This window comes from Saccharothrix luteola (assembly GCF_020859565.1).
Lineage (GTDB): Bacteria > Actinomycetota > Actinomycetes > Mycobacteriales > Pseudonocardiaceae > Actinosynnema > Actinosynnema luteola.
Map to the genome: position 1 here is coordinate 65,742 of NZ_JAJHUO010000007.1, position 18,295 is coordinate 84,036.

Below are 18,295 nucleotides of genomic sequence, written 5' to 3' on the forward strand. Positions count from 1 at the left end.
CGCGATCCTAACGGACCCCTCCGACACTCCCTCCGGTCCGACCCTTGAACACGTTGCGGCGATGCCACCGGAAGTACCGCGCCGACTGCTCGTGGAAGGCCTCCGTGACGCGGCCACGCAGGTGTTCGAGGTGCGGATCGACCGGGCCACCGCCGGCGGCGAGCAGCACCCCGCCGTCCTCGCCCACCGAGACGTACCCCAGCTCGAAGAGCCGGTCACAGCCGAACGAGCACGCGAGCATCGCGACGTTGCGCAGGTCGTTGCGCTCGACGTCGTCGCACACCGCCCGCCGCTTGATGTGCGCCGCGATCAGCAACTCGACCGGGAACACCCGCCCGCACAGCGCGCACGGCGCCTCAGCCGCGGCCCCGACCAGGACCTTCCGCAGTTCGCCCTGCTCCTTGCGGTACTTCGCGACCACCCGGCCGTCCAACTCGGCGAAGTGCTTGTCCCGCCCGTCCCGACCGCCGCGCTGCACGGCCCGCCCGGCCTGGACGGTGGTGCCGGCCACCGTCGCGACCACGGCGGCGAGGACCTCGCTCTGCCCGACGGACGCGGTCCCGTCCTCGGTGAGCCGGTCGAGCACGGCCTGGACCTCGTCGACCGAGAGCTCGACCGGTCCGTCGGCCGTCGCCACCAGCGCCGCCGAGGCACCGACCCCGACCACCGTGACGGTCTGCCCGGACGCCGTCGGCAACCCGGTCCCGATGAGATCCCGCAGCACGTCGAGCGCCCGGGGCGGCTCGGCGACCGGCAGGCCCACCCACCGCCACAACGCCCGGTGGTCGACCTCGCCGAGGTACGTGACCCGCAGCACCTCGGCCGCCTGCGCCCGCACGACGGGATCGGACAGCAACTCGGCGGCCTGCTCCGTGAACCCGGCCAGCGCCGACCCGTCCGCCGCCGTCGGCTCCCGGGTCAACCCGTGCGTCTCCCACAGGGCGTCGGCGGAGCGGAGCCGCCAGAACGGGTACTGGGGTGTCGCGCTCGCGCCGGCCCGCCCGAACTCGCGCAGCAGCGCGGCCACCGGCGTCCGGAACTCGGCCCACTCGAACAACCGGTCGTGCCCGGCCGCGAGCCGCCCGAGGGCCCACGTCAGCACCAAGGGCTTGTGCAGCGTGACCTCGCCGCCCTGCCGGTGCGTGACCAGGCTCTCCAACGCGGCGAGCAGGTCGGGCACGCGGAACCGCTCGGCGAGCCGCGTGCGAGGCCAGGCGATGTCGCTCGCCAGCCGGTCGGCGTCCGCGTCCGCCGGCCGGTACCCGGGCACGTCGACCCGCAACCGCAGCCGCTTGCTGTTGTTCCCCGCCTTCGGCGCGCCCGGCCGCTGCCCGATGCGCCCCTGACCACTGGTGAGCCGCCGGCGCAGCGCGGAGATGTCGACGCCCCGTCCCAGCCACACCGGCTCCGGGAGGAGCCTGCGCTCGTCCTCGGCCAGGCCGCGGACCTGGCTCGAGTCGACCAACGCGTCCAGCAGCACGGCGTCGAACGCCGCCAGCCTGCTCAGCAGCGCTTCCAACCCGGGCCGGTAGTCGGCGTTGCGCACCCCGCCATCAGCCCTCCGCCCGCCGGCGCTCTCCACCAGCACCGCCAGGTGCTCACCGTCCGGCTCGACCGAGAAGTCGGCGTTCAACTCGTCGCCGGCATCGTCCGCAACTCGCACCACCCCACCGTGTCAGACACGATGGGGTGAAATCCCGGAGACGTGGACATCAGGTCATGTGGGGACACAGCGGCCCCGGATGGGTGATGATGGCGTGCAGGGGGTGGCGGCCATGGGGGAACTCTCCGGGGACGAGGCGAAAGCGCTTGCCGGCAGTTTGCGGCGCCTGATGCAGTTGACCGCGAACCTCGTCGAGCAGGACGGTGAGGCGGCGCCGTTGCTCGCGCGGCTCCGGGATCACCTCGGGTGCGAGTTGGCGCAGGTGTTGTCGGTCGCCACACGGTTCGAGGTGTGGGAGCACGTCAACCTCCAGCGGGGTGTCGACGCTTACCTCGCGGAGCACACGCCGGACGCCGAGTGGTTCGGGGTCGGTGGGCACCACCGCGGCCACGAGGACATCATGGGGATGCTCCTGGCCGCACGGCACTCGGTCGGCGTCGGGCTCGGGGCGGCCGACTACGCGACCGCGGCGGTGGGGCCGGAGGACAGCGTCGAGGTCGTCCAGCTCGGACTGGTGCCGACCACGGCTCCTGACGGCACGCCCGTGCTGGTGGGCATCCGCGGGTCCAACGACTTCGGGCCGCCGGCCTGCCGGTTGGAGGTCCTCGCGGCCGATCGGGCGGCGGCGCGGGCGGTCGGCGGGGAGATCGAGCGGTCGATGCGGGAGCACGACGTGTTCCGGCGGCAGGTGCTGGCGTTCGGGGTGAGCGAGCACCGGGGCAACGAGCTGCTGACGTTCCTCCCCCGGCCCGCGCTGGGCGCCGACGACGTCGTGCTGCCGGACGGTGTGCTGGACCGGATCGAGGAGCACGTGGTCGGCATCGCCGAGCACGCCGAACGGCTGCTCGCGGCGGGACAGCACCTCAAGCGCGGGCTGCTGCTGCACGGACCGCCCGGCACCGGCAAGACGCACACCGTCCGCTACCTGATGAGCCGGCTGACCGACTGCACGGTGATCCTGCTGACCGGCCAGGCGATGCGGCTGATCGGGCAGGCGGCGGCGCTGGCGCGGCGGTTGCAGCCGTCGATGGTCGTGGTGGAGGACGTCGACCTGGTGGCCATGGACCGCGGTTTCGCGGCCGGCCCCACGAACCCGCTGCTGTTCACGCTGCTCGACGCGATGGACGGGGTCGGCGCGGACGCGGACGTCACGTTCGTGCTCACCACGAACCGGGCCGACGAGCTGGAACGCGCGCTCGCCGACCGGCCGGGGCGCGTCGACCTGGCCGTCGAGGTGCCACGACCCGACGCCGACGGCCGCCGCAGGCTCGTCGAGCTGTACGGGCGCGGTGTCGACCTGCGGGCCGACCTGGGGCCCGTGGTCGAGGCGACCGAGGGCGTCACGGCGTCGTTCATCAAGGAGCTGCTGCGGCGGGCCGTCCTGGGCGCGGTGCGGGCGGACGGGGCAGGCGGCGTGCCGGTGGTGGGCGACGAGCTCGCCGACGTGGCGCGGGCCATGGCCGACGAACGCGCGTCGCTCACCGGCATCCTGCTCGGCGGCTCGAAGAGCACGGCGACCGGACCGGGACTCGGCGGACCGGGCCCGGCGCAACCGGGCCTGGCACCGCCCGTGATCGCGGTGAGGGCCACCAAGGAGTACTGAGGACGGGGCGCCGCGAGCTCAACCGCCACGCCCGGCCAGGGTGCGTTGCAGCACCACGACCACGAGCAGGAACGCGCCGCTGACCACCGACTGGTGGTTGCTGTCCAGCGTGCCGACCTGGTTGATCACGTTCTGGATCACGGCCCGCAAGGGCGGCTCCGTTTACGTCGTTGATACAACGTTGTAAAAGCCCGGACCGCGAGGGCTGCGGTGCCCGATCGGACCGCGATCCACCGACGGAACGCAGGCAAGCGCTTACCGTGGGCGACGGGGAAACCTCGCCACCGTTCCCCCGCGTGCCCGGCCGTGCCATGGTGGTCGGAGCGAGAATTGGTCTGGACCTTCAGCGGAGAGGGGATCGGGACTATGCGTGGCACCACCGTGTTGCCCGGAACGCCCTGCCGGACGCCGCGCGACGGCGAGCTGCCCCTGCACCGGCTGGAGGTGCCGACGCCCGGCGCGCTGCCGTTCGCGGTCGGCACGTTCGACACGATCGGGCCGATGTCGCGCGCGCCGTTCCCGCACCGGCACACGTTCCACGAGATCGTGCACGTCACCGGCGGCACCGGCACGCACGTCGTCGACCTCGCCCGCTGGGAGCTGCGCCCGCCGCACCTGTGCGTGATCGCGCCCGGCCAGGTGCACCACTGGGACGGCGCGCACGACCTGCAGGGCTCGGTGCTGCTGTTCACCGACGACTTCCTGCTCGACCACCCCGCCGACCGCGACCTGCTGCGCCGGATGGGCGAACGGCCCTGGCTGACGCTGGACGAGCCGGCGCACGCCCGGGTCGGCCGGGTCATCGCCGAGCTGCACGAGGAGTACCGGCACGGCGAAGCGGGCGCGGACACGGTGCTGCGGGCGTTGCTGCACGTGCTCGTCGTGCGCGCGGCCCGGCTGACCGCGACACCGGCCGCGCCGCCGCCCGCCCGGCCCGGCGCGGTGGCCGAGGAGTTCGTCCGGCTGTCCGGCCGCACGGACCACCGGCTGTGGTCCGTGCGGGCGTACGCGGAGCGGATCGGCGTGACCCCCGGCTACCTGACCGAGGCGGTGAAGGCCGCGACCGGGCGGACGCCGTCGCAGCTGGTCCGCCAGGCGCGGACGCAGGAGGCGCAACGGCTGCTCGCCAAGACGGAGCTGAGCGTGCGGCAGGTGGCGAACCGGGTCGGCTTCGACGATCCCGCCTACTTCTGCCGGTTCTTCCGCCGCGAGACGGGCGCGAGCCCCGGCGCGTTCCGCCGCGCGGCGGGCCGTTCACAGTGAGCGCGGGGGCAACGCAGACCGCGAGGATCACCACGAACAGCGGCGTCAGTCCATCGTCCGCGGGTGAGCGGCGTCCGTAGGTTCGTGGTCGATCCCGAACCGAATGCCCCCACGAGGAGCAGGTATGGACGCATCCACGGACGGCGACCGCGGCACGACCGGGCAACCCCCGGCCGACGAGTCGGACGCGCGCCACCTCAGCCGCAAGACGGTGCTGCGCGCCGCGGTGGCCGCGGGGGTCGCGCTGCCGGTGGCGATGATGGGCGTGCCCGCGCTGGCCCGCACGGTCGGCGCGAGCGGCGAGCAGGTGGAGCTGACGCCGGCGTGCGACGACGGCGACGACCCGACACCGCCGCAGACCGAGGGGCCGTACTTCAAGCCGAACTCGCCGCGCCGCACGTCGCTGGTCGACGCGGGCACGCCCGGCACCAGGCTCACCGTCACCGGTTACGTGTTCGGCCTGGCGTGCCTGCCGCTGGGCAACGTGCTGATGGACTTCTGGCAGGCCGACGTCAACGGCGTGTACGACAACGCCGGCTACCGGTTCCGCGGCCACCAGTTCACCAACCCCGACGGCACGTTCACGCTGACCACGATCGTGCCCGGCCTCTACCCCGGCCGCACCCGGCACATCCACGTGAAGCTGCAGGCGCCCGGCCGGCCGGTGCTCACGACCCAGCTGTACTTCCCGGGCGAGCCGCGCAACAACACCGACAGCATCTTCGACCCGCGGCTGCTGATGGAGGTGCGCACGGTCGGTGGCGGCCGTGAGGCGAAGTTCGACTTCGTGCTGAACGTGCCGCAGAGCACCACCACGCGGCCGACCTCGACCACGACGCCGTCGTCGCCGGGCGGCGGCACGTGGGCGGCGGGCACGAACTACGCGATCGGCGCGACCGTCACCCACAACGGCGTGGGGTACGTGTGCTTGCAGGGGCACCTCGCCCAGCCGGGCTGGGAACCGCCGAACGTGCCCGCGCTGTGGCGGGCGGAGTGAGCGCGGCCTGACGCCCGCGACGGCGAACCCCCGGTGTGCGGATGACACCGGGGGTTCCCGCGCGGGTGGAGTGCCCTGGTCAGGCGGTGTTGCCGGTGCCCTGCGGCGGCACGTCGGCCGGCTCGCGGAACAGGTCGGTGTAGGCGCGCTGCTCGTCGCGGCGCGGGCCGCTGGTGTCCTCGGGCCGGTCCGTGTCCGGGTGGCTGAACAGGTCGTGGTACGTGGATGACATGGGTTTCCGACTTTCTTCGCGTCCGATGCGTGCTCACGGTCGGCGATGCCGGTCCGGAGATCCCCGCACGGCGCGAGGGTGTTCGGGGTTCGAGAAGATAGAGAAACACCCCGATGAGACCCACGGTACACGTCGCGGTGCCGTGACCGCCACAGCATTGGCGCGGGCGTGTCGGGCGCACCACCGCGACGCCGGTTCCGACGACACGGCCGATCGGCGGATCGCACGCCGCACCCGTCCGTCCACAATGTACTGAGGATGCCCGTGGCCCATCGCACCCTCGAACGGGTGACTTGGGCCACTCCGGGAGGGTCCGGGGAACGAACCCGAGCCTCCCGTGGTTGTACGGGGTGGTCGTCAATCTTGTGTCCGTGTTTCCATCGAAGTCTCGCGGGAATGATGTTGCGGACGAAGTTCTTCCTTTGCCTTGCAGGACAAGCTGGAGAAGTCGTCGTCTGGAATCCGACCCGGAGCCCCGACCGGGGCGCCGCAGCCAGCACTGCCAAGGAGAGATCATGACTCAGGGAACCGTGAAGTGGTTCAACTCGGAGAAGGGCTTCGGCTTCCTCGCGCAGGAGGGTGGCCCGGACGTGTTCGTCCACTACTCCGAGATCGAGGGCAACGGCTACCGCAGCCTCGAGGAGAACCAGCGCGTCGAGTTCGACGTCAACCAGGGCCCCAAGGGCCCGCAGGCCGTCGGCGTCCGCGCCATCTGATCACTTCGCAGCCCGTTCGACTTGCTCCTACCAGCGGTGACGCCGGCGGAGACTCGAAACCCGGCGCCCCTCGGTCCAGTCCTGGGCCGAGGGGCGCCGGGCTTTTCCGCGCCGGTCGCGCGGGATCCGGGCGGCGGAGACCACCCGCGGATCACCCGTCCGGTGTAGTTTCCAGCCCACCGAAGGAAATCCTTCGCTCCACAATGGAGCTCGGCGCGTCGCCCGCGCGGGCGGGCCGGAGCACGCGTTGCGGCGCTTCGAGCCCGAGCCGGAGCGGACGTTCATCGGCACGGTCGCCGCGCACGAGCACCACCGGCCGTGGCTCGACGTCGACCGGTTCGCCCAACCCCTGGCCGACCTGCTCGACGGGCCCGAGGACCGGGTGTCGGGAGGCGGCCGGGCTGGGACTCGTGGCGACGGCGTGGGCGGAGCCGGCGACCCGCGCGGACGTCCAGGAGCTGGTCGTGCGCCGGTTGTTCGCCGCGCCCGGCACGCGACGTGCTCGACTCGGCGAGGGCTCCGGCCGACGGCTGACGCCGGCTCAGCGTGTACCTTTGGGTGCAGGCGGGAACCGTTCGAGCATCAGTCATGAGTTGCCGGTGTCCCGACCCATCTCGCACCGCCCGGAGATCGACGCGCTCCGCGGGTGCGGACAGGACAGATCCGATGAACCACGTCATGCCGACCACCGAGTCGACCGACGTCACCGAGACCGACGCCGCCGAAACCCTTCAGTGCGCCGTGTGCCCGCACCCGTGGAAGTCCCACGACCGGATCGCGATGCGCTTCTGCACCGCGACCGTCAGCGAGAACCACCACCGGGGTTGCGTCTGCGGCTCCTGACTCACCAGGCGTCGCGGCTCCGGTAGGCGGGCTCCGGCTCCTCGTCCTCCACCGGCGCGACCCTCCGGACCACGCGGGGTGGCGCGGTGGCGGGCAGTTCCTGCGGCGGCTCGTCGCCGAACACCCGCCGGTCCTCGGCGAGCACCCGGTCCAGCAGCGTGGTGTCGCCCAGCGCCGAGCGGACCACCTCGGCCTGCTTGCGCGCCGCGTCCGCGCGGGCCAGCGCGATCACGCGCAGGGTGGCGGACGACAGCGCCGCCGGGTCCGTCGTGCGCACGGCCGGGCTGAAGGCGATCGACTTGACCGCGCCGTCCGCCCCCGCGACCGCGGTCACCACGCCGTCGTCGGACGTCGCCGTGCCGACCACCTCCCGCAGCCCTTCGGCCATGCGCTGGAACGACTCCGCGCGCAGCCGGTTGTCGGCCGCGGCGGTGTCGATGGCCTCGATGCGCCGCAGCAGGATGTCCGCGGACTCCGTCACCGGGATGCCCCCTCGTCCGGTCGGATGGTCTTGAGGAACGCCTGGAAGTCGCCGACCAGGTCCTCGAACTGCCCGGGCGTCGCGCTGAGCACGATCTGCAGCACCGCGCGCCTGCGCTCGTCGCGCACGTCCGCCATGGCCAGGAACACCTGCAACTGCACCAGGTCCACCGGGCGGTCGCCGACGGGCGCGGTCAGCCGCAGCACCTGCGTGTAGGCGTTCTCCAGCTCGTTGCGCCGGCCCACCTCCACCGCGCCGATGTCCCGTCGCAGCCGTGCCGCGGCCTGGTCGGCGATCTGCGCGAGCGTCGCGTCGTCGGCCCGGACCTCGCCGCTGATGGTGATGTTCGCGGTGAACCCCGCGCCGGAACCGGGGTGCAGCGCGACGAACGCCGCCTGGGACGCGCCGACCTCGTCGGGCGGCGCCGAGAGCCACCCGTCGGGCAGCGAGAACTCGATCGGCACCGGAAGGGTGGTGGCCATGCCTGGTGTCCTCCTGGGATAGCTCATCGGCCGAACAGGCGGCCGATCGCGCGGCCGGCGTTCTCCACACCGCGGCCGACGTCCTTGGCGACCTCGCCGACGTCGTCCGCGACGTCGACCACCGTCTCCACGACCTCGACCGGGTCGACGGTGACGTCGAAACCGACCTTGCCACCCACGCCGAACGCGAGTCCCACCGACCCTCCGATGTGGAACTTGCCGTCCTCGCCCATGCCGAACTGACCGCTCGCGTGCCCGCCGATCCCGGCCCACGCCTCGCCGTTCACGCCCGCGCCGACGCCGGCGACCTCGGCACCCGCCTCGCCGGACACCTTCGCGCCCGCGAAGGCCTCCGCGTTGCCCTTCGCGCCCAGGATCCCGATCGAGCCCTTGGCCTCCGCGGCGGCGCCGATCGTGCCCTCGGCGCTGCCCGAGACGCTCGCGTGCTGCCCGAGCTTGACCTCGCCTTCGGCGTACCCGCTGGCCAGGTACGCGCCCGCGTGGGCGCCGACCGACACGCCCGCGTAGCTCGCGGTGGCGGTGTACCCCGCGTCCGCGCCGAGCACCGAGCCGCCGATCCGGCCCTGGCCGGTGACCGGGCCCGCGTGGAAGTCGCCGTCCTTCTCGCCGTGCTTGACGTCGACGTGCTTGTCGTCGCCGCCCCACTCGCGCTCGTGCAGGTCGATGCCGATCTTCTCGGCGATCTCGCCGAGCGCGTCGGTGAGCAGGCGCTTGGACTCGCTGCCGGACTTGCTCTCGTACGAGCGCCCGTCGACGCCGTACTGCCAGCCGCCGGTGTCCTCGCCCTCCTCGTCGGTCTCGCGGTGCGCCGCGCCGTACTTCTCCTTGCCGAACGTCTTCTTGTAGCCGCCCTTGCCGTCGGACTCCCAGCCGAGCGCCTTCGCGACCACGTCGCCGATGCCGGACAGACCCTTGCGGGCGTCGTCGAGCACCTTCTGCGCCTCCACCGCGCCCGCCTGGCCGGGGTCCTGCAACGGCGCGGTCGGCGTGCCGGAGAGCGCCGCCGCGGCGTGCTCGGCGGCGGCCAGCCGGGTCGCGGCCTGTGCCGCCAGGTGCAGCTCGACGGCCCGTTGCGCCTCGCGCTGGCTCTCGACCAGCGCGTCGCCGTAGTCGGCCAGCAGCCGCCCTCCGCCGCCGAGGTCCTCGCCCGCCCGGAGCCACCGGGGCGGTTCCGCCTGGAAGGCCGACCGGAACGCGCCGCTCGCGCCGCCGCTCCAGCCGCCGGGGTCGATCCGGCCGAGGTCCTCGCCGACGGCCACGACCAGCCGCAACGTGCCCACGAGCTGCCGCAGGTCGCCGGTGATCAGCTCGGGTTCGCCGGGGACGAGCGCCTTGGGGTCGGTCGTCTCGCCGAGTCGTGCCGCCATCAGGACACCGGCCCTTCCGGGTTGAGGCGGCCGAAGACGTCCGCGCGCGCGTCGTCGACGTCCACATAGGACGATGCCGCCGCGCGCAGCCCGATGGCGTGCTCGTCGGCCTCCTGGCGCAGCCGCTCCACGTAGGCGCGCATCTCCTCGATGAACAGCTCCCACGCGCCCGCTACGCCGGCGTGCCCGTACTCGCCGCTCGGCCCGCACCAGACCATGCCCGCGGTCCTGTCGCCGACGTCGCCGATCTGCCCGGCCGCCCGCCGCAACTCCTCGGGCACCGCACCGAACCCACTCATGTCCGTCCCACCAGTCCACTCGACGCCACGCCGTCGGACGGCGCCGGCGCGTCGGCCGTTCCCAGGGGTACAGCTATAGCGGCAGGCGCAGTGGTCGCGCAGACGTTTGGCCGAATCGGGTTCGTGCTTGGAGGGCCTCACGGCGCTCTGCGGAGGGCGGCGGCCGTCGCCGCCATGAGCGACCGGGTGCGGGTGACGGCCGTCGGCGGCAACGCGGCGATGACGTCGGCCAACGACTCCGCGGCGAGCGTGCGCCGCCACGCGTCGTGCGCGGCGGCCATCTTCGCGGCGAGCACGCACGCGTTGCGGCAGTCCTCGGCCGGCAACGCACCCCGGCCGCGCTGCCGGATCTCCTGGCACTCGTACGGCGAGGACGCGCCGTCGACGGCCTCCACCACGTGCAGCAACGTGATCTCCGAGGCGGGCCTGGCGAGCCGGAAGCCGCCCCGCGGGCCGGTCGTCGCGGTCAGCACACCCGCCTTGACCAGCCCCTGCAACTGCTTGGCGAGGTAGGGCGCCGGCAGGTCGTAGTACGCCGCGAGCTGGGCCGCCGACGCGGTCGTCCCCGGTTCGAGCTGCGCCATGGTCGTCGCGCAGTGCAGTACCCACTCCGTGCTCACAGGCAGCTTCACACGGGCCAGTCTATCCAAGACATTGCGGATCTGTTTAGTCCGAGATAGGTTCACGGCACAGCCCAGCAGCGGAAAGGTTCGTCATGCGGATCGCAGTCGCCGGCGCGACCGGCAACATCGGCTCCCTCACCGTCGCCAACCTCGAACGCGACGGGCACGACGTCGTGCGCATCAGCCGGTCGGACGGGGTGGACCTGACGACCGGCGACGGGCTCGACGCGGCGCTGACCGGCGTCGACGCGGTGGTGGACGCGGTCAACGTGCCGTCGGCGGACCGCGCCGGGACCGTGCGCCTGTTCGGCGGGATGACCCGCAACCTGCTCGCCGCCGAGGCGCGCGCCGGCGTCCGGCACCACGTGCTGCTGTCGATCGTCGGCATCGCGGACATCGAGGGCAACGTGCACTACGCGGGCAAGCGGGAGCAGGAACGCCTGGTCGAGGCCAGTCCCGTGCCGTGGACGATCGTGCCCGCCACGCAGTTCCACGACTTCGCCGAGATGGTCGCGGGCTGGACCGAGCGGGACGGCGTCGCCACCATCGCGCCGCTGCTCGTGCAGCCGATCGCGCCGCAGGACGTGGCCGACGTGCTCGCCGAGATCGCCGTCGGCGAGCCGCAGGGGCGTTACGCGGACGTCGCCGGCCCCGAGACGCAGGACCTGGTCGACATGGCGCGGCGCACGCACCAGGCCCGTGGCCGGGACGTGCGCCTGGTGCCGACGTGGTCGGGCGTGTTCGGCCCGGAGATGGCAGGGAACGCGCTGCTGCCGGGCGAGCGCGTCCGCCTCGCGCCGACCACGTTCGACGAGTGGCTGGCGAAGTCGGTGTGAACCCGGGCGGGTCCGGCGCCGGTGCTCGGCGCCGGACCCGTCGCGGTCACCGGGTGGCGCCGACGAGTTCCTCGCGGTCCGCCTCCAGCGCGGCGCCCTCCACGTCGAGGGTCGGAAGGCGGCGCAGCCACTTCGGCAGCCACCACGCCTTCTCGCCCAGCAGGGCCAGCGCGGCGGGCACGAGGACCATCCGGACCACGAACGCGTCGAACAGGATGCCGATGGCCAGGGCGAACGCGATGGACTTCATCGGGCCCTCGCCCGCGGGCACGAAGCCGGCGAACACCGAGAACATGATCAGCGCGGCGGCCACGACCACGGGCGCGGCCTGGCGGAAGCCGGTGTCGATCGCGGCGAGCGGCGGCTTGCCGTGGTGGTGCGCCTCGTGCATCCGGGACACCAGGAAGATCTGGTAGTCCATCGCCAGGCCGAACAGGATGCCCACCATCAGGATCGGGGTGAGGCTGAGCAGCGGTCCGGTGCCGTCGAGGTTGACCGCGTCGGCCAGCCAACCCCACTGGAACACCGCGACCGTCGCGCCGAGGGAGGCGCCGATGGTGAGCAGGAAGCCCAGCACGCCGACCAGCGGCACCAGGATCGACCGGAACACGAGCACCAGCAGCACCAGCGCGAGGCCGACGACCAGCGCCAGGTAGACCGGCATGGCCTCGTCCAGGGCGACGGCCACGTCCACGCTCACGGCGGTGGCGCCGGTGACGTAGGTGGTCGCGCCGTCCACGCCGGCCAGCCGTTCGCGCAGGTCGGTGACCAACTGCTCGGTGGCCTGCGTGGCCGGGCCGGACTCGGGGATCACGGTGAGCATCGCGGCCGTGCCGTCGGCGTTCGGCGTCGGCGGCGTGACCAGCGCGATGTCGCCCGCGCCCTGGATGGTCGCGACGGAGGCCGAGGCGGTGGCGGCGGCGTCGTCGCCCTCGAACAGCACGACCAGCGGGCCGTTGAAGCCCTCGCCGAAGCCGTCGGCGAGCAGCCGTTCCGCGCGGGCCTGGCTCGACTCGGCGGGCGGGGCCGCGACCAGGGTCGTCTCCATCGACAGCACGGGCACGGCGATCGCGCCCAGGCCCAGGACCGCGAGCAGCAGCGCCGCGACCCGGTTGCGGGTGACCGCGCCGATCCAGCCGCGGAAGAAGCCGCGCTCGTGCGGCTCGGCGTCCGAGGCGTCCACGGCGCGCACGTCGCGCTCCTTGCGCGGCAGCACGCGGCGGCCGAGGTAGCCGAGCACCGCGGGCACCAGGGTGACGGCGACGAGGACCGCGACCACGATCGTCAACGCGGCGGCGACGCCCATCTGGGTCAGGAACGGGATGCCGACCACGGCCAGGCCCGCCAGCGCGATGACCACGGTCAGGCCGGCGGTCACGACGGCGGAGCCCGCGGTGCCGACCGCCGTGCCGATCGCGTCGCCCACGTCCCGGCCCCGGCGCAGCTCGTGCCGGTAGCGGTTGATGATGAACAGGGCGTAGTCGATGCCGACCGCCAGGCCGAGCATCGCGGCCAGGATCGGGGTGGTGGACTGCAGGTCCATGAAGCCGGTGGCGATGGTGACGCCCAGCGCGCCGATGCCGACGCCGACGGCGGCGGTCAGCAGGTTCATGCCGGCCAGCACGAGCGAGCCGTAGGTGACGGCCAGCACCAGCAGCGCGATGACCACGCCGATGACCTCCGCGGGACCGCCCACGTGCGGCGGCGCCTGCGTGGCCTCACCGGTGGCCTCCACGGTCAGCCCGGTCACCTCGCGCGTGGCGTCGAAGAGCGCGGTGCGCTGCTCCTCGGTCACGTCGCCGACCTGGGCCTCGTAGGTGACCGTGCTGTAGGCGACGTCCTGGCCGGCGTTCACGGTCGGCGCACGCGGGTCGAGCGGGTTGCTCGCGGACGTCACGCCGGGCAGCTCGGACAGCTCCCGCACCAGCCCGGCGAGCTTCGCGGCGTTCTCGGGCGAGGTGACCTGCCGGCCGTCCGGAGCCCGCACGACCACCCGCGCGGTCGCGCCGCCGCCCGTCCCGAACTCGTCGGAGATCTTGTCGAGGGCGGTGGTCGACTCCTGCCCCGGGATGGAGAAGGAGCCGGAGGTCGGGCCGGCCAGCGTGACCGCGCCGAACGCCGTGCCGCCGAGCACGAGCAGCCACAGCAGGACGACGACCAGGCGGCGCCGGTGCGCGCCGAAGCCGAGTCGGTAGAGCAGACGTGCCATGGGAGTCAGGCCTCCGGGTGGGATGGGTCGCGGTGCCCGAGCGCGTCGAGGCAGGTGGCGATGATGTGGGGCCGCCACGCGGTCTTCTCGCCCGCGTGGTTGGCGGCCAGGCTGAGCACGGCCAGGGCGCTGAGCATGCCGATCACGCGGACCAGCCGTGCCGTGTCGCCCGCGTCCTGCTCGACGCCGAACACGGCGAACACGTGCTGGGACAGGGCGTCCAGGTCGCCCTCCGCACCCTCGGCGCCCAGCAGGCTGATCGCGCGGGACTCCAGCGCGATCAGACCGGGCCGGTCCAGGGCGAAGTCGACCAGCAGCTCCACGGCCCGCCGGTCCCGCGCCGGGCCGGCCGGCGCCTGCGCGGCCTGCGCGAACAACTTCCCGCTGTGCGTGCGCCCGACGTCGCGCGCGGCGTCGAACAGCGCCTGCTTGCTCGGGTAGTGGTGCAGCAGGCCTGCCTTCGACAACCCGACCGCGTCGGCCAGGTCCTTCACCGACGTGTGGTCGAACCCGTGCCGGGCGAACAGACCTGCCACGCGGTCCAGCAACTGGTCCTCGGTCAGCGCGCGTGCCATGCCTCCACGGTACGCAGTTACCGACCGATCCGGTCGGTAAGCCGACCGATCCGGTAGGTGGCCTCCGTCACCCCGCTCCGCCGCACGCCTGGGCCGGGCGGTGGCGCTCCTGACGACGTGGGATCAGCCGATGGTGACCACCCGCGCCCACGCCGGTGGCGAGTCCGGCACGTAGTCGGGATCGTCCTCGTCCCACCGGGACGGTCGGGGGAACAGGCCCACGACCGTCCGGCACGGTGGACGCGCACCCGGCCAGGGCGTCTGCCCGTCGGTCAGGGCGACGACGACGTCGGGGCGGGGGTTGCCGCGCAACGCCTTGGCGAAGCCGCTGCGCAGGTCCGTGCCGCCACCGCCCACCAGCGGGATGCCCTCGGCACGGCACAACGGGTGCGTGACGTGGGCGGCGGCGTCGCACGACAGCACGGAGACGAGATCACGTCGACCGCCCACCGCACGGACGATCGCGGCGATCTCGACGATCGCGCTGCCCAACTCGTCGTCGCTCACCGACCCCGAGGTGTCGACGATCACGCAGACGCGCGGCGGTCGTCGTCGCAGGCTCGGCAGGACGACCCCGGGCAGGCCGGCCGACCTGCGCGAAGGCCGACCGTAGGTGTAGTCCTCACCCGCGCCGGGCCCGGACACCGCCGAGCGGACCGCCGCCCCCAGGAGCTCGCGCCACGGCTGCGGCGGGTGGAACGCCTCCTGCGCCCACCGTTGCCAGCCCTTCGGCGCGTTGCCCGGACGTGCGGTGATGCCTTGGGCCACCCGGAACCGGACGGCGTCGCGTTCCTGCGCGCTGAGCCCGTTCGCGCCGTCCGGCCCCAGGTCCCACTCCCGCTCCAGCCCGTCGGCGCCGCTGCCGCAGTCCAGCCAGCCGAACCCGTCGGTGTGCGGCCCGAGCCGGAACTGGCGCAGGTAGTCCTCCATCAACTGCCCGTCGGGCAACCTGAGCAGAGCCGGCTGGACGGCGCCCGCCGGCTTCGCCAGCCCCTCGCCGAACACGTCGTCGTTGATCTCGCAGTCCGCGGCGATGTTCATCCGCAACCGCTCCCCCGGCCCGGTCAGCCCGTGCTGCGCCGCGAACCGGTCGCCGCGCCCGTGGTGGTCGCGCAGCAGGTGCGAGACCTCGTGCACCCAGACCCCGGCCAACTCCTCCAACGGCGTCCGGTCCACGAACGCCGGCGAGACGTAGCAGCGCCAGTGCCGGTCCACCGCCATCGTGGGCACTCGCCGTGATTCCACCACGTGCAGCGCGAACAACGCCGTCGCCAGGTACGGCCGGCTGCGAACCGCGTGCAACCGGGCGGCGAAGAGCTTCTCCTCGTCCATGTCCCCCGGCGTCATCGGCGGGCGCCCGCGCCGACCGCCGCCCGGTCCGCCCGCCGCGACAGCGACACCGCGCCGGCCAGCCGCTCGATCGCCGCCGGCACCTGCCAGTCGTCGCGGCGCAGCGCGGCGAGCGTGGACGCCGGCACGACCACCAGGTCCGGCGCGCCGGTTTCCAGGGCCAGCACCAACAACGACCACGCGGCGTCCCAACGGGACCGCTCCGGCCGCCTGCGCACCGCCTCCACCACGCCGTCGAGCACCGTCTGACGCAGGTCGCCGCGCTCGGGCAGGACGGCCGCCGCCGGGTCCGCGAGCAGCTCCTCGGGATCCGGCAGGTCCATCCGGTCCAGACTGGCCAGCAGCTCCAGGCCCGGACCGTCGCCCACGGTGGCCCGCACCAGCATCGACAGCACCTCCCGGGAGGCACCGGCCGCCGTGGCGAAAGCGATCAGCCGCAACGTCATCTCCCAACTGCGCGGTGAGGGCCACGGACCGCCGCGGTTCGCCTCGCTCTTCGGAAGCTGGTGCACCAACCCGGGACGTGCGGCCAGGAGCTCGCACACCGCCCGACGGGCGAACGCCACGGCGTCGGTCAGCCGTGCCGGGTCCAGCCTCGGCAGCGCCGCTTCCGGCCACGTCCCGCCCAGCCCGCGCACCACGACCTCGTGGTCGTAGCTCCACCGCAGGTGGACGAACCGGTTGGCCAGCGGTGGGCTGAGCTCCCAGCCGTCGGCCGCGGACGAGCGCGGGTTGGCGGCGGCCACGATCCGGACACCGGGCGGTAGCCGCAGCGCGCCGATCCGGCGTTCGAGCACCACGCGCAGCAGCGCGGCCTGGACCGCGGGTGGCGCGGTGGACAGCTCGTCGAGGAACAACAGCCCCCGGCCGGCCCGGACCAGGCGCACGGCCCAGTCGGGCGGGGCCATCGGGACCCCTTGCACGGCCGGGTCGTCGCCGACCACCGGCAGGCCGGAGAAGTCGGACGGCTCGTGCACGCTGGCGATCACCGTGGTCAGCGGCAGTTCGAGGGTGTCGGCGAGCTGGGTGAGGGCCGCGGTCTTGCCGATGCCCGGCTCGCCCCACAGCAGCACCGGCAGGTCGGCGGACACGGCCAGGGTCAGGGCTTCCAGCTGGAGGTCGGGACGCGGCTCGGTGGTCGTGTCCTGGAGCAGGGCGAGCAGGTCGGCGGCGGCGTCCATCGGTCGGACGTGGGCCGCTTCGGCGAAAGTGCGCATGTTCCGGTCACCTTTGGGGTCGAGTCGGGGGGCCGTGAGGTCGGCCGGTGGGTCGAGCGAGGTGTGAGGTCAGCGGCTGATCGCGTGGCGCGGGTGCGACCGGACGTCACGGCGGCGGGTGTCCCGGGCGGCCGGCCCTGGTCCGGACCCGGCGAGCCCGGCCCGGAACAGCCCGTGCGCCACCCGACCACGCGCCGCCGCCTCCAACTCGTCGCGCAACGCCCCGCTGCGGAGCAGCACGTCGGGTCCGAGCAGTCGTTCAACGGTCGCGAGGGCGCCTTCGGTGTCCCCGTGGTCCAGCCGGGCGCGAACGTCCACAAGGGACTCCGGCCGCCGGTGCGCGTCGTCGATCACCCGCAGGCACGGCAACGGAGGGCCGCCGAACGCGACCAGCAGCTCCTCGCGGCGGATCTCGTCGGGGTCGTGGTCCAGCGGGACGAGGACGCCGTCCACCACGCCGATGCGGTGCGTGGCGCCACGGCAGTCGACCAGGCGCGCGTGCCCCGGGCCGTCCGGGCTCGGTGACGCGCCGGCCGGCCGGTGATCCGGCACGAGCGCCGACGCGACGAGCGGGTGCAGCCGGTCGACGTCGATCAACCCCGCGCGGAGCAGTTCCAGGTCGGGGAGCACCCGGGTCGCGGCGTCCGGCAGGACCGGCCACGCGCGGCTGCGACCTCTCGGCGGCGCCACCGTGATCCCTGCCGGGGCCAGCACCAGCCGGCGTCGGCTGTCGAGCCGCACGGTGACGAGGCCGTCCACACGTCCCTCCGCGCGCAGCAGCAACGCAGCCTCCGCCGGCCACCGGTCGACGGCGAAGCCGCTCAACTCCGCCGCCACCCCGTCACCGATCGTGCTCCCGGACCGCTCCCCCAGCTCACCGGCCCTGCGCACGTCCCACAGGTGGCGGTGCAGGTCCAGGCGGAACCGCCGGTCGGGGCGGGGGTGGGGGTGCAGGCCGGCCCCGTCCCTCGGCCGGGACGGCACCCACAGCGCGAGGCTGATCCGCTGGCCGGCGTCGGCCCACGACGGCGGTGTGCGCGCCACCAGGTGCACCTCGCCGTCGGCCGTCGAGGGGTACCGCGCCAGGGACACGGTGAGGCCGGGCCGCAACAGGCCGTCCGGCGCGATCCTCGGGAAGTGCCAGCGCAGCAGGTCGGGAGCCAGTTGGCGGAGGTCGGCGCGGACCTGTGCCGCGAGGAGCCGGCCGTGGGCGCGACCCACGGCTCGCAGGTTCAGGTCCACGTCGACGCGCGCGGCGGCGCAGGCTCCGGCCCAGTCGCCCACCAGCCGGCGGGCGGTCGCCGATTCGATCATCGGCGGCGGCACGGCGAACTCGCGCACGTGCGCCCAGAAGAAGAGGCGGTCGTTCTCATTCGCGGTCAAGGGGCGCATCAGCACTCACCTTGTGCGAAGAGAACCTCCGATCCGTTCACGTAGGTAACCATCGCCGGGAGCGTACCAGGATCGACAACGAGCGGGTCCGGTTCTGTTACCTCTGCCCGCCGGCTCTCGTCATAC

Annotated in this window: 19 protein-coding genes and 1 pseudogene; 6 read left to right on the top strand and 14 right to left on the bottom strand. The window is 73.6% G+C overall.

What is annotated here, in order from left to right; translation table 11 throughout:
- Positions 1–7 precede the first annotated feature (7 nt).
- Complete coding sequence (locus LNK82_RS11560) at positions 8–1,663, bottom strand: phosphorothioated DNA-binding restriction endonuclease family protein (RefSeq protein WP_230566943.1); 1,656 nt, start codon at positions 1,661–1,663, stop codon at positions 8–10.
- Positions 1,664–1,775: 112 nt separating this feature from the next.
- Here LNK82_RS11560 and LNK82_RS11565 point away from each other — a divergent pair, with 112 nt between their 5' ends.
- The gene (locus LNK82_RS11565; RefSeq protein WP_230566944.1) at positions 1,776–3,266 is read left to right on the top strand and encodes an AAA family ATPase; all 1,491 of its coding nucleotides are present in this window, start codon (positions 1,776–1,778) and stop codon (positions 3,264–3,266) included.
- An 18-nt stretch (positions 3,267–3,284) separates the two neighbouring features.
- Here the strand turns inward: LNK82_RS11565 and LNK82_RS46675 are convergent.
- A pseudogene (locus tag LNK82_RS46675) lies at positions 3,285–3,416 on the bottom strand (ABC transporter permease); the annotation flags it as partial.
- A 216-nt stretch (positions 3,417–3,632) separates the two neighbouring features.
- Between LNK82_RS46675 and LNK82_RS11570 the strand changes: the two are divergent.
- Together LNK82_RS11570 and LNK82_RS11575 are read left to right on the top strand one after the other, a co-directional pair.
- Positions 3,633–4,529, top strand: coding sequence for a helix-turn-helix transcriptional regulator (locus tag LNK82_RS11570; protein ID WP_230566945.1), 897 nt, complete (start codon positions 3,633–3,635; stop codon positions 4,527–4,529).
- A 124-nt stretch (positions 4,530–4,653) separates the two neighbouring features.
- Positions 4,654–5,526, top strand: a complete 873-nt coding sequence (locus tag LNK82_RS11575) for a dioxygenase family protein (RefSeq protein ID WP_230566946.1) — start codon at positions 4,654–4,656, stop codon at positions 5,524–5,526.
- Positions 5,527–5,605: 79 nt separating this feature from the next.
- On the opposite strand, the gene LNK82_RS11580 is transcribed toward LNK82_RS11575, so the two are convergent.
- Positions 5,606–5,758 carry a hypothetical protein gene (locus LNK82_RS11580; RefSeq protein WP_230566947.1) on the bottom strand — a complete coding sequence of 51 codons (153 nt, stop codon included), beginning with the start codon at positions 5,756–5,758 and terminating at the stop codon, positions 5,606–5,608.
- 515 nt (positions 5,759–6,273) lie between these two features.
- On the opposite strand from LNK82_RS11580, the gene LNK82_RS11585 reads away from it, so the two are divergent.
- Positions 6,274–6,474 carry a cold-shock protein gene (locus LNK82_RS11585; protein ID WP_230566948.1) on the top strand — a complete coding sequence of 67 codons (201 nt, stop codon included), beginning with the start codon at positions 6,274–6,276 and terminating at the stop codon, positions 6,472–6,474.
- 151 nt (positions 6,475–6,625) lie between these two features.
- On the opposite strand, the gene LNK82_RS11590 is transcribed toward LNK82_RS11585, so the two are convergent.
- Positions 6,626–6,967, bottom strand: a complete 342-nt coding sequence (locus tag LNK82_RS11590) for a hypothetical protein (protein WP_230566949.1) — start codon at positions 6,965–6,967, stop codon at positions 6,626–6,628.
- A 173-nt stretch (positions 6,968–7,140) separates the two neighbouring features.
- Between LNK82_RS11590 and LNK82_RS11595 the strand changes: the two genes are divergently transcribed.
- The gene (locus LNK82_RS11595; RefSeq protein ID WP_230566950.1) at positions 7,141–7,317 is read left to right on the top strand and encodes an RGCVC family protein; all 177 of its coding nucleotides are present in this window, start codon (positions 7,141–7,143) and stop codon (positions 7,315–7,317) included.
- Between the two features lies 1 nt (position 7,318).
- On the opposite strand, the gene LNK82_RS11600 is transcribed toward LNK82_RS11595, so the two are convergent.
- The 5 genes from LNK82_RS11600 to LNK82_RS11620 form a co-directional block, all read right to left on the bottom strand.
- Complete coding sequence (locus tag LNK82_RS11600; protein WP_230566951.1) at positions 7,319–7,798, bottom strand: YbaB/EbfC family nucleoid-associated protein; 480 nt, start codon at positions 7,796–7,798, stop codon at positions 7,319–7,321.
- Positions 7,795–8,280 (bottom strand): hypothetical protein, encoded by a 486-nt coding sequence (locus LNK82_RS11605; RefSeq protein ID WP_230566952.1) that lies wholly within the window; start codon positions 8,278–8,280, stop codon positions 7,795–7,797. Before LNK82_RS11605 ends, LNK82_RS11600 begins: the two co-directional genes overlap by 4 nt.
- A gap of 23 nt (positions 8,281–8,303) precedes the next feature.
- Positions 8,304–9,668 (bottom strand): putative T7SS-secreted protein, encoded by a 1,365-nt coding sequence (locus LNK82_RS11610; protein ID WP_230566953.1) that lies wholly within the window; start codon positions 9,666–9,668, stop codon positions 8,304–8,306.
- Positions 9,668–9,967 carry a hypothetical protein gene (locus LNK82_RS11615; RefSeq protein ID WP_230566954.1) on the bottom strand — a complete coding sequence of 100 codons (300 nt, stop codon included), beginning with the start codon at positions 9,965–9,967 and terminating at the stop codon, positions 9,668–9,670. The genes LNK82_RS11610 and LNK82_RS11615 overlap by 1 nt, the downstream gene beginning before the upstream one ends.
- A 137-nt stretch (positions 9,968–10,104) precedes the next feature.
- Entirely contained in the window at positions 10,105–10,599 is a 495-nt protein-coding gene (locus tag LNK82_RS11620; RefSeq protein WP_230566955.1) for an RrF2 family transcriptional regulator, read from the bottom strand.
- Between the two features lie 83 nt (positions 10,600–10,682).
- Here LNK82_RS11620 and LNK82_RS11625 point away from each other — a divergent pair, with 83 nt between their 5' ends.
- Entirely contained in the window at positions 10,683–11,426 is a 744-nt protein-coding gene (locus tag LNK82_RS11625) for an SDR family oxidoreductase (RefSeq protein WP_230566956.1), read from the top strand.
- 46 nt (positions 11,427–11,472) lie between these two features.
- On the opposite strand, the gene LNK82_RS11630 is transcribed toward LNK82_RS11625, so the two are convergent.
- The 5 genes from LNK82_RS11630 to LNK82_RS11650 all read right to left on the bottom strand — a co-directional run bounded on the left by LNK82_RS11630 (position 11,473) and on the right by LNK82_RS11650 (position 18,169).
- The gene (locus LNK82_RS11630) at positions 11,473–13,635 is read right to left on the bottom strand and encodes an MMPL family transporter (protein ID WP_230566957.1); all 2,163 of its coding nucleotides are present in this window, start codon (positions 13,633–13,635) and stop codon (positions 11,473–11,475) included.
- A gap of 5 nt (positions 13,636–13,640) precedes the next feature.
- Positions 13,641–14,210: a TetR/AcrR family transcriptional regulator gene (locus tag LNK82_RS11635; protein WP_230566958.1), complete on the bottom strand. Its 570-nt coding sequence runs from the start codon at positions 14,208–14,210 to the stop codon at positions 13,641–13,643.
- Positions 14,211–14,333: 123 nt separating this feature from the next.
- Entirely contained in the window at positions 14,334–15,542 is a 1,209-nt protein-coding gene (locus LNK82_RS11640) for a vWA domain-containing protein (protein WP_230566959.1), read from the bottom strand.
- Positions 15,543–15,553: 11 nt separating this feature from the next.
- A complete protein-coding gene (locus LNK82_RS11645) occupies positions 15,554–16,777 on the bottom strand; it encodes an AAA family ATPase (RefSeq protein WP_230566960.1) in 1,224 nt (407 codons plus the stop codon).
- 69 nt (positions 16,778–16,846) lie between these two features.
- Positions 16,847–18,169, bottom strand: a complete 1,323-nt coding sequence (locus LNK82_RS11650; RefSeq protein ID WP_230566961.1) for a hypothetical protein — start codon at positions 18,167–18,169, stop codon at positions 16,847–16,849.
- Between the last annotated feature and the right edge of the window lie 126 nt (positions 18,170–18,295).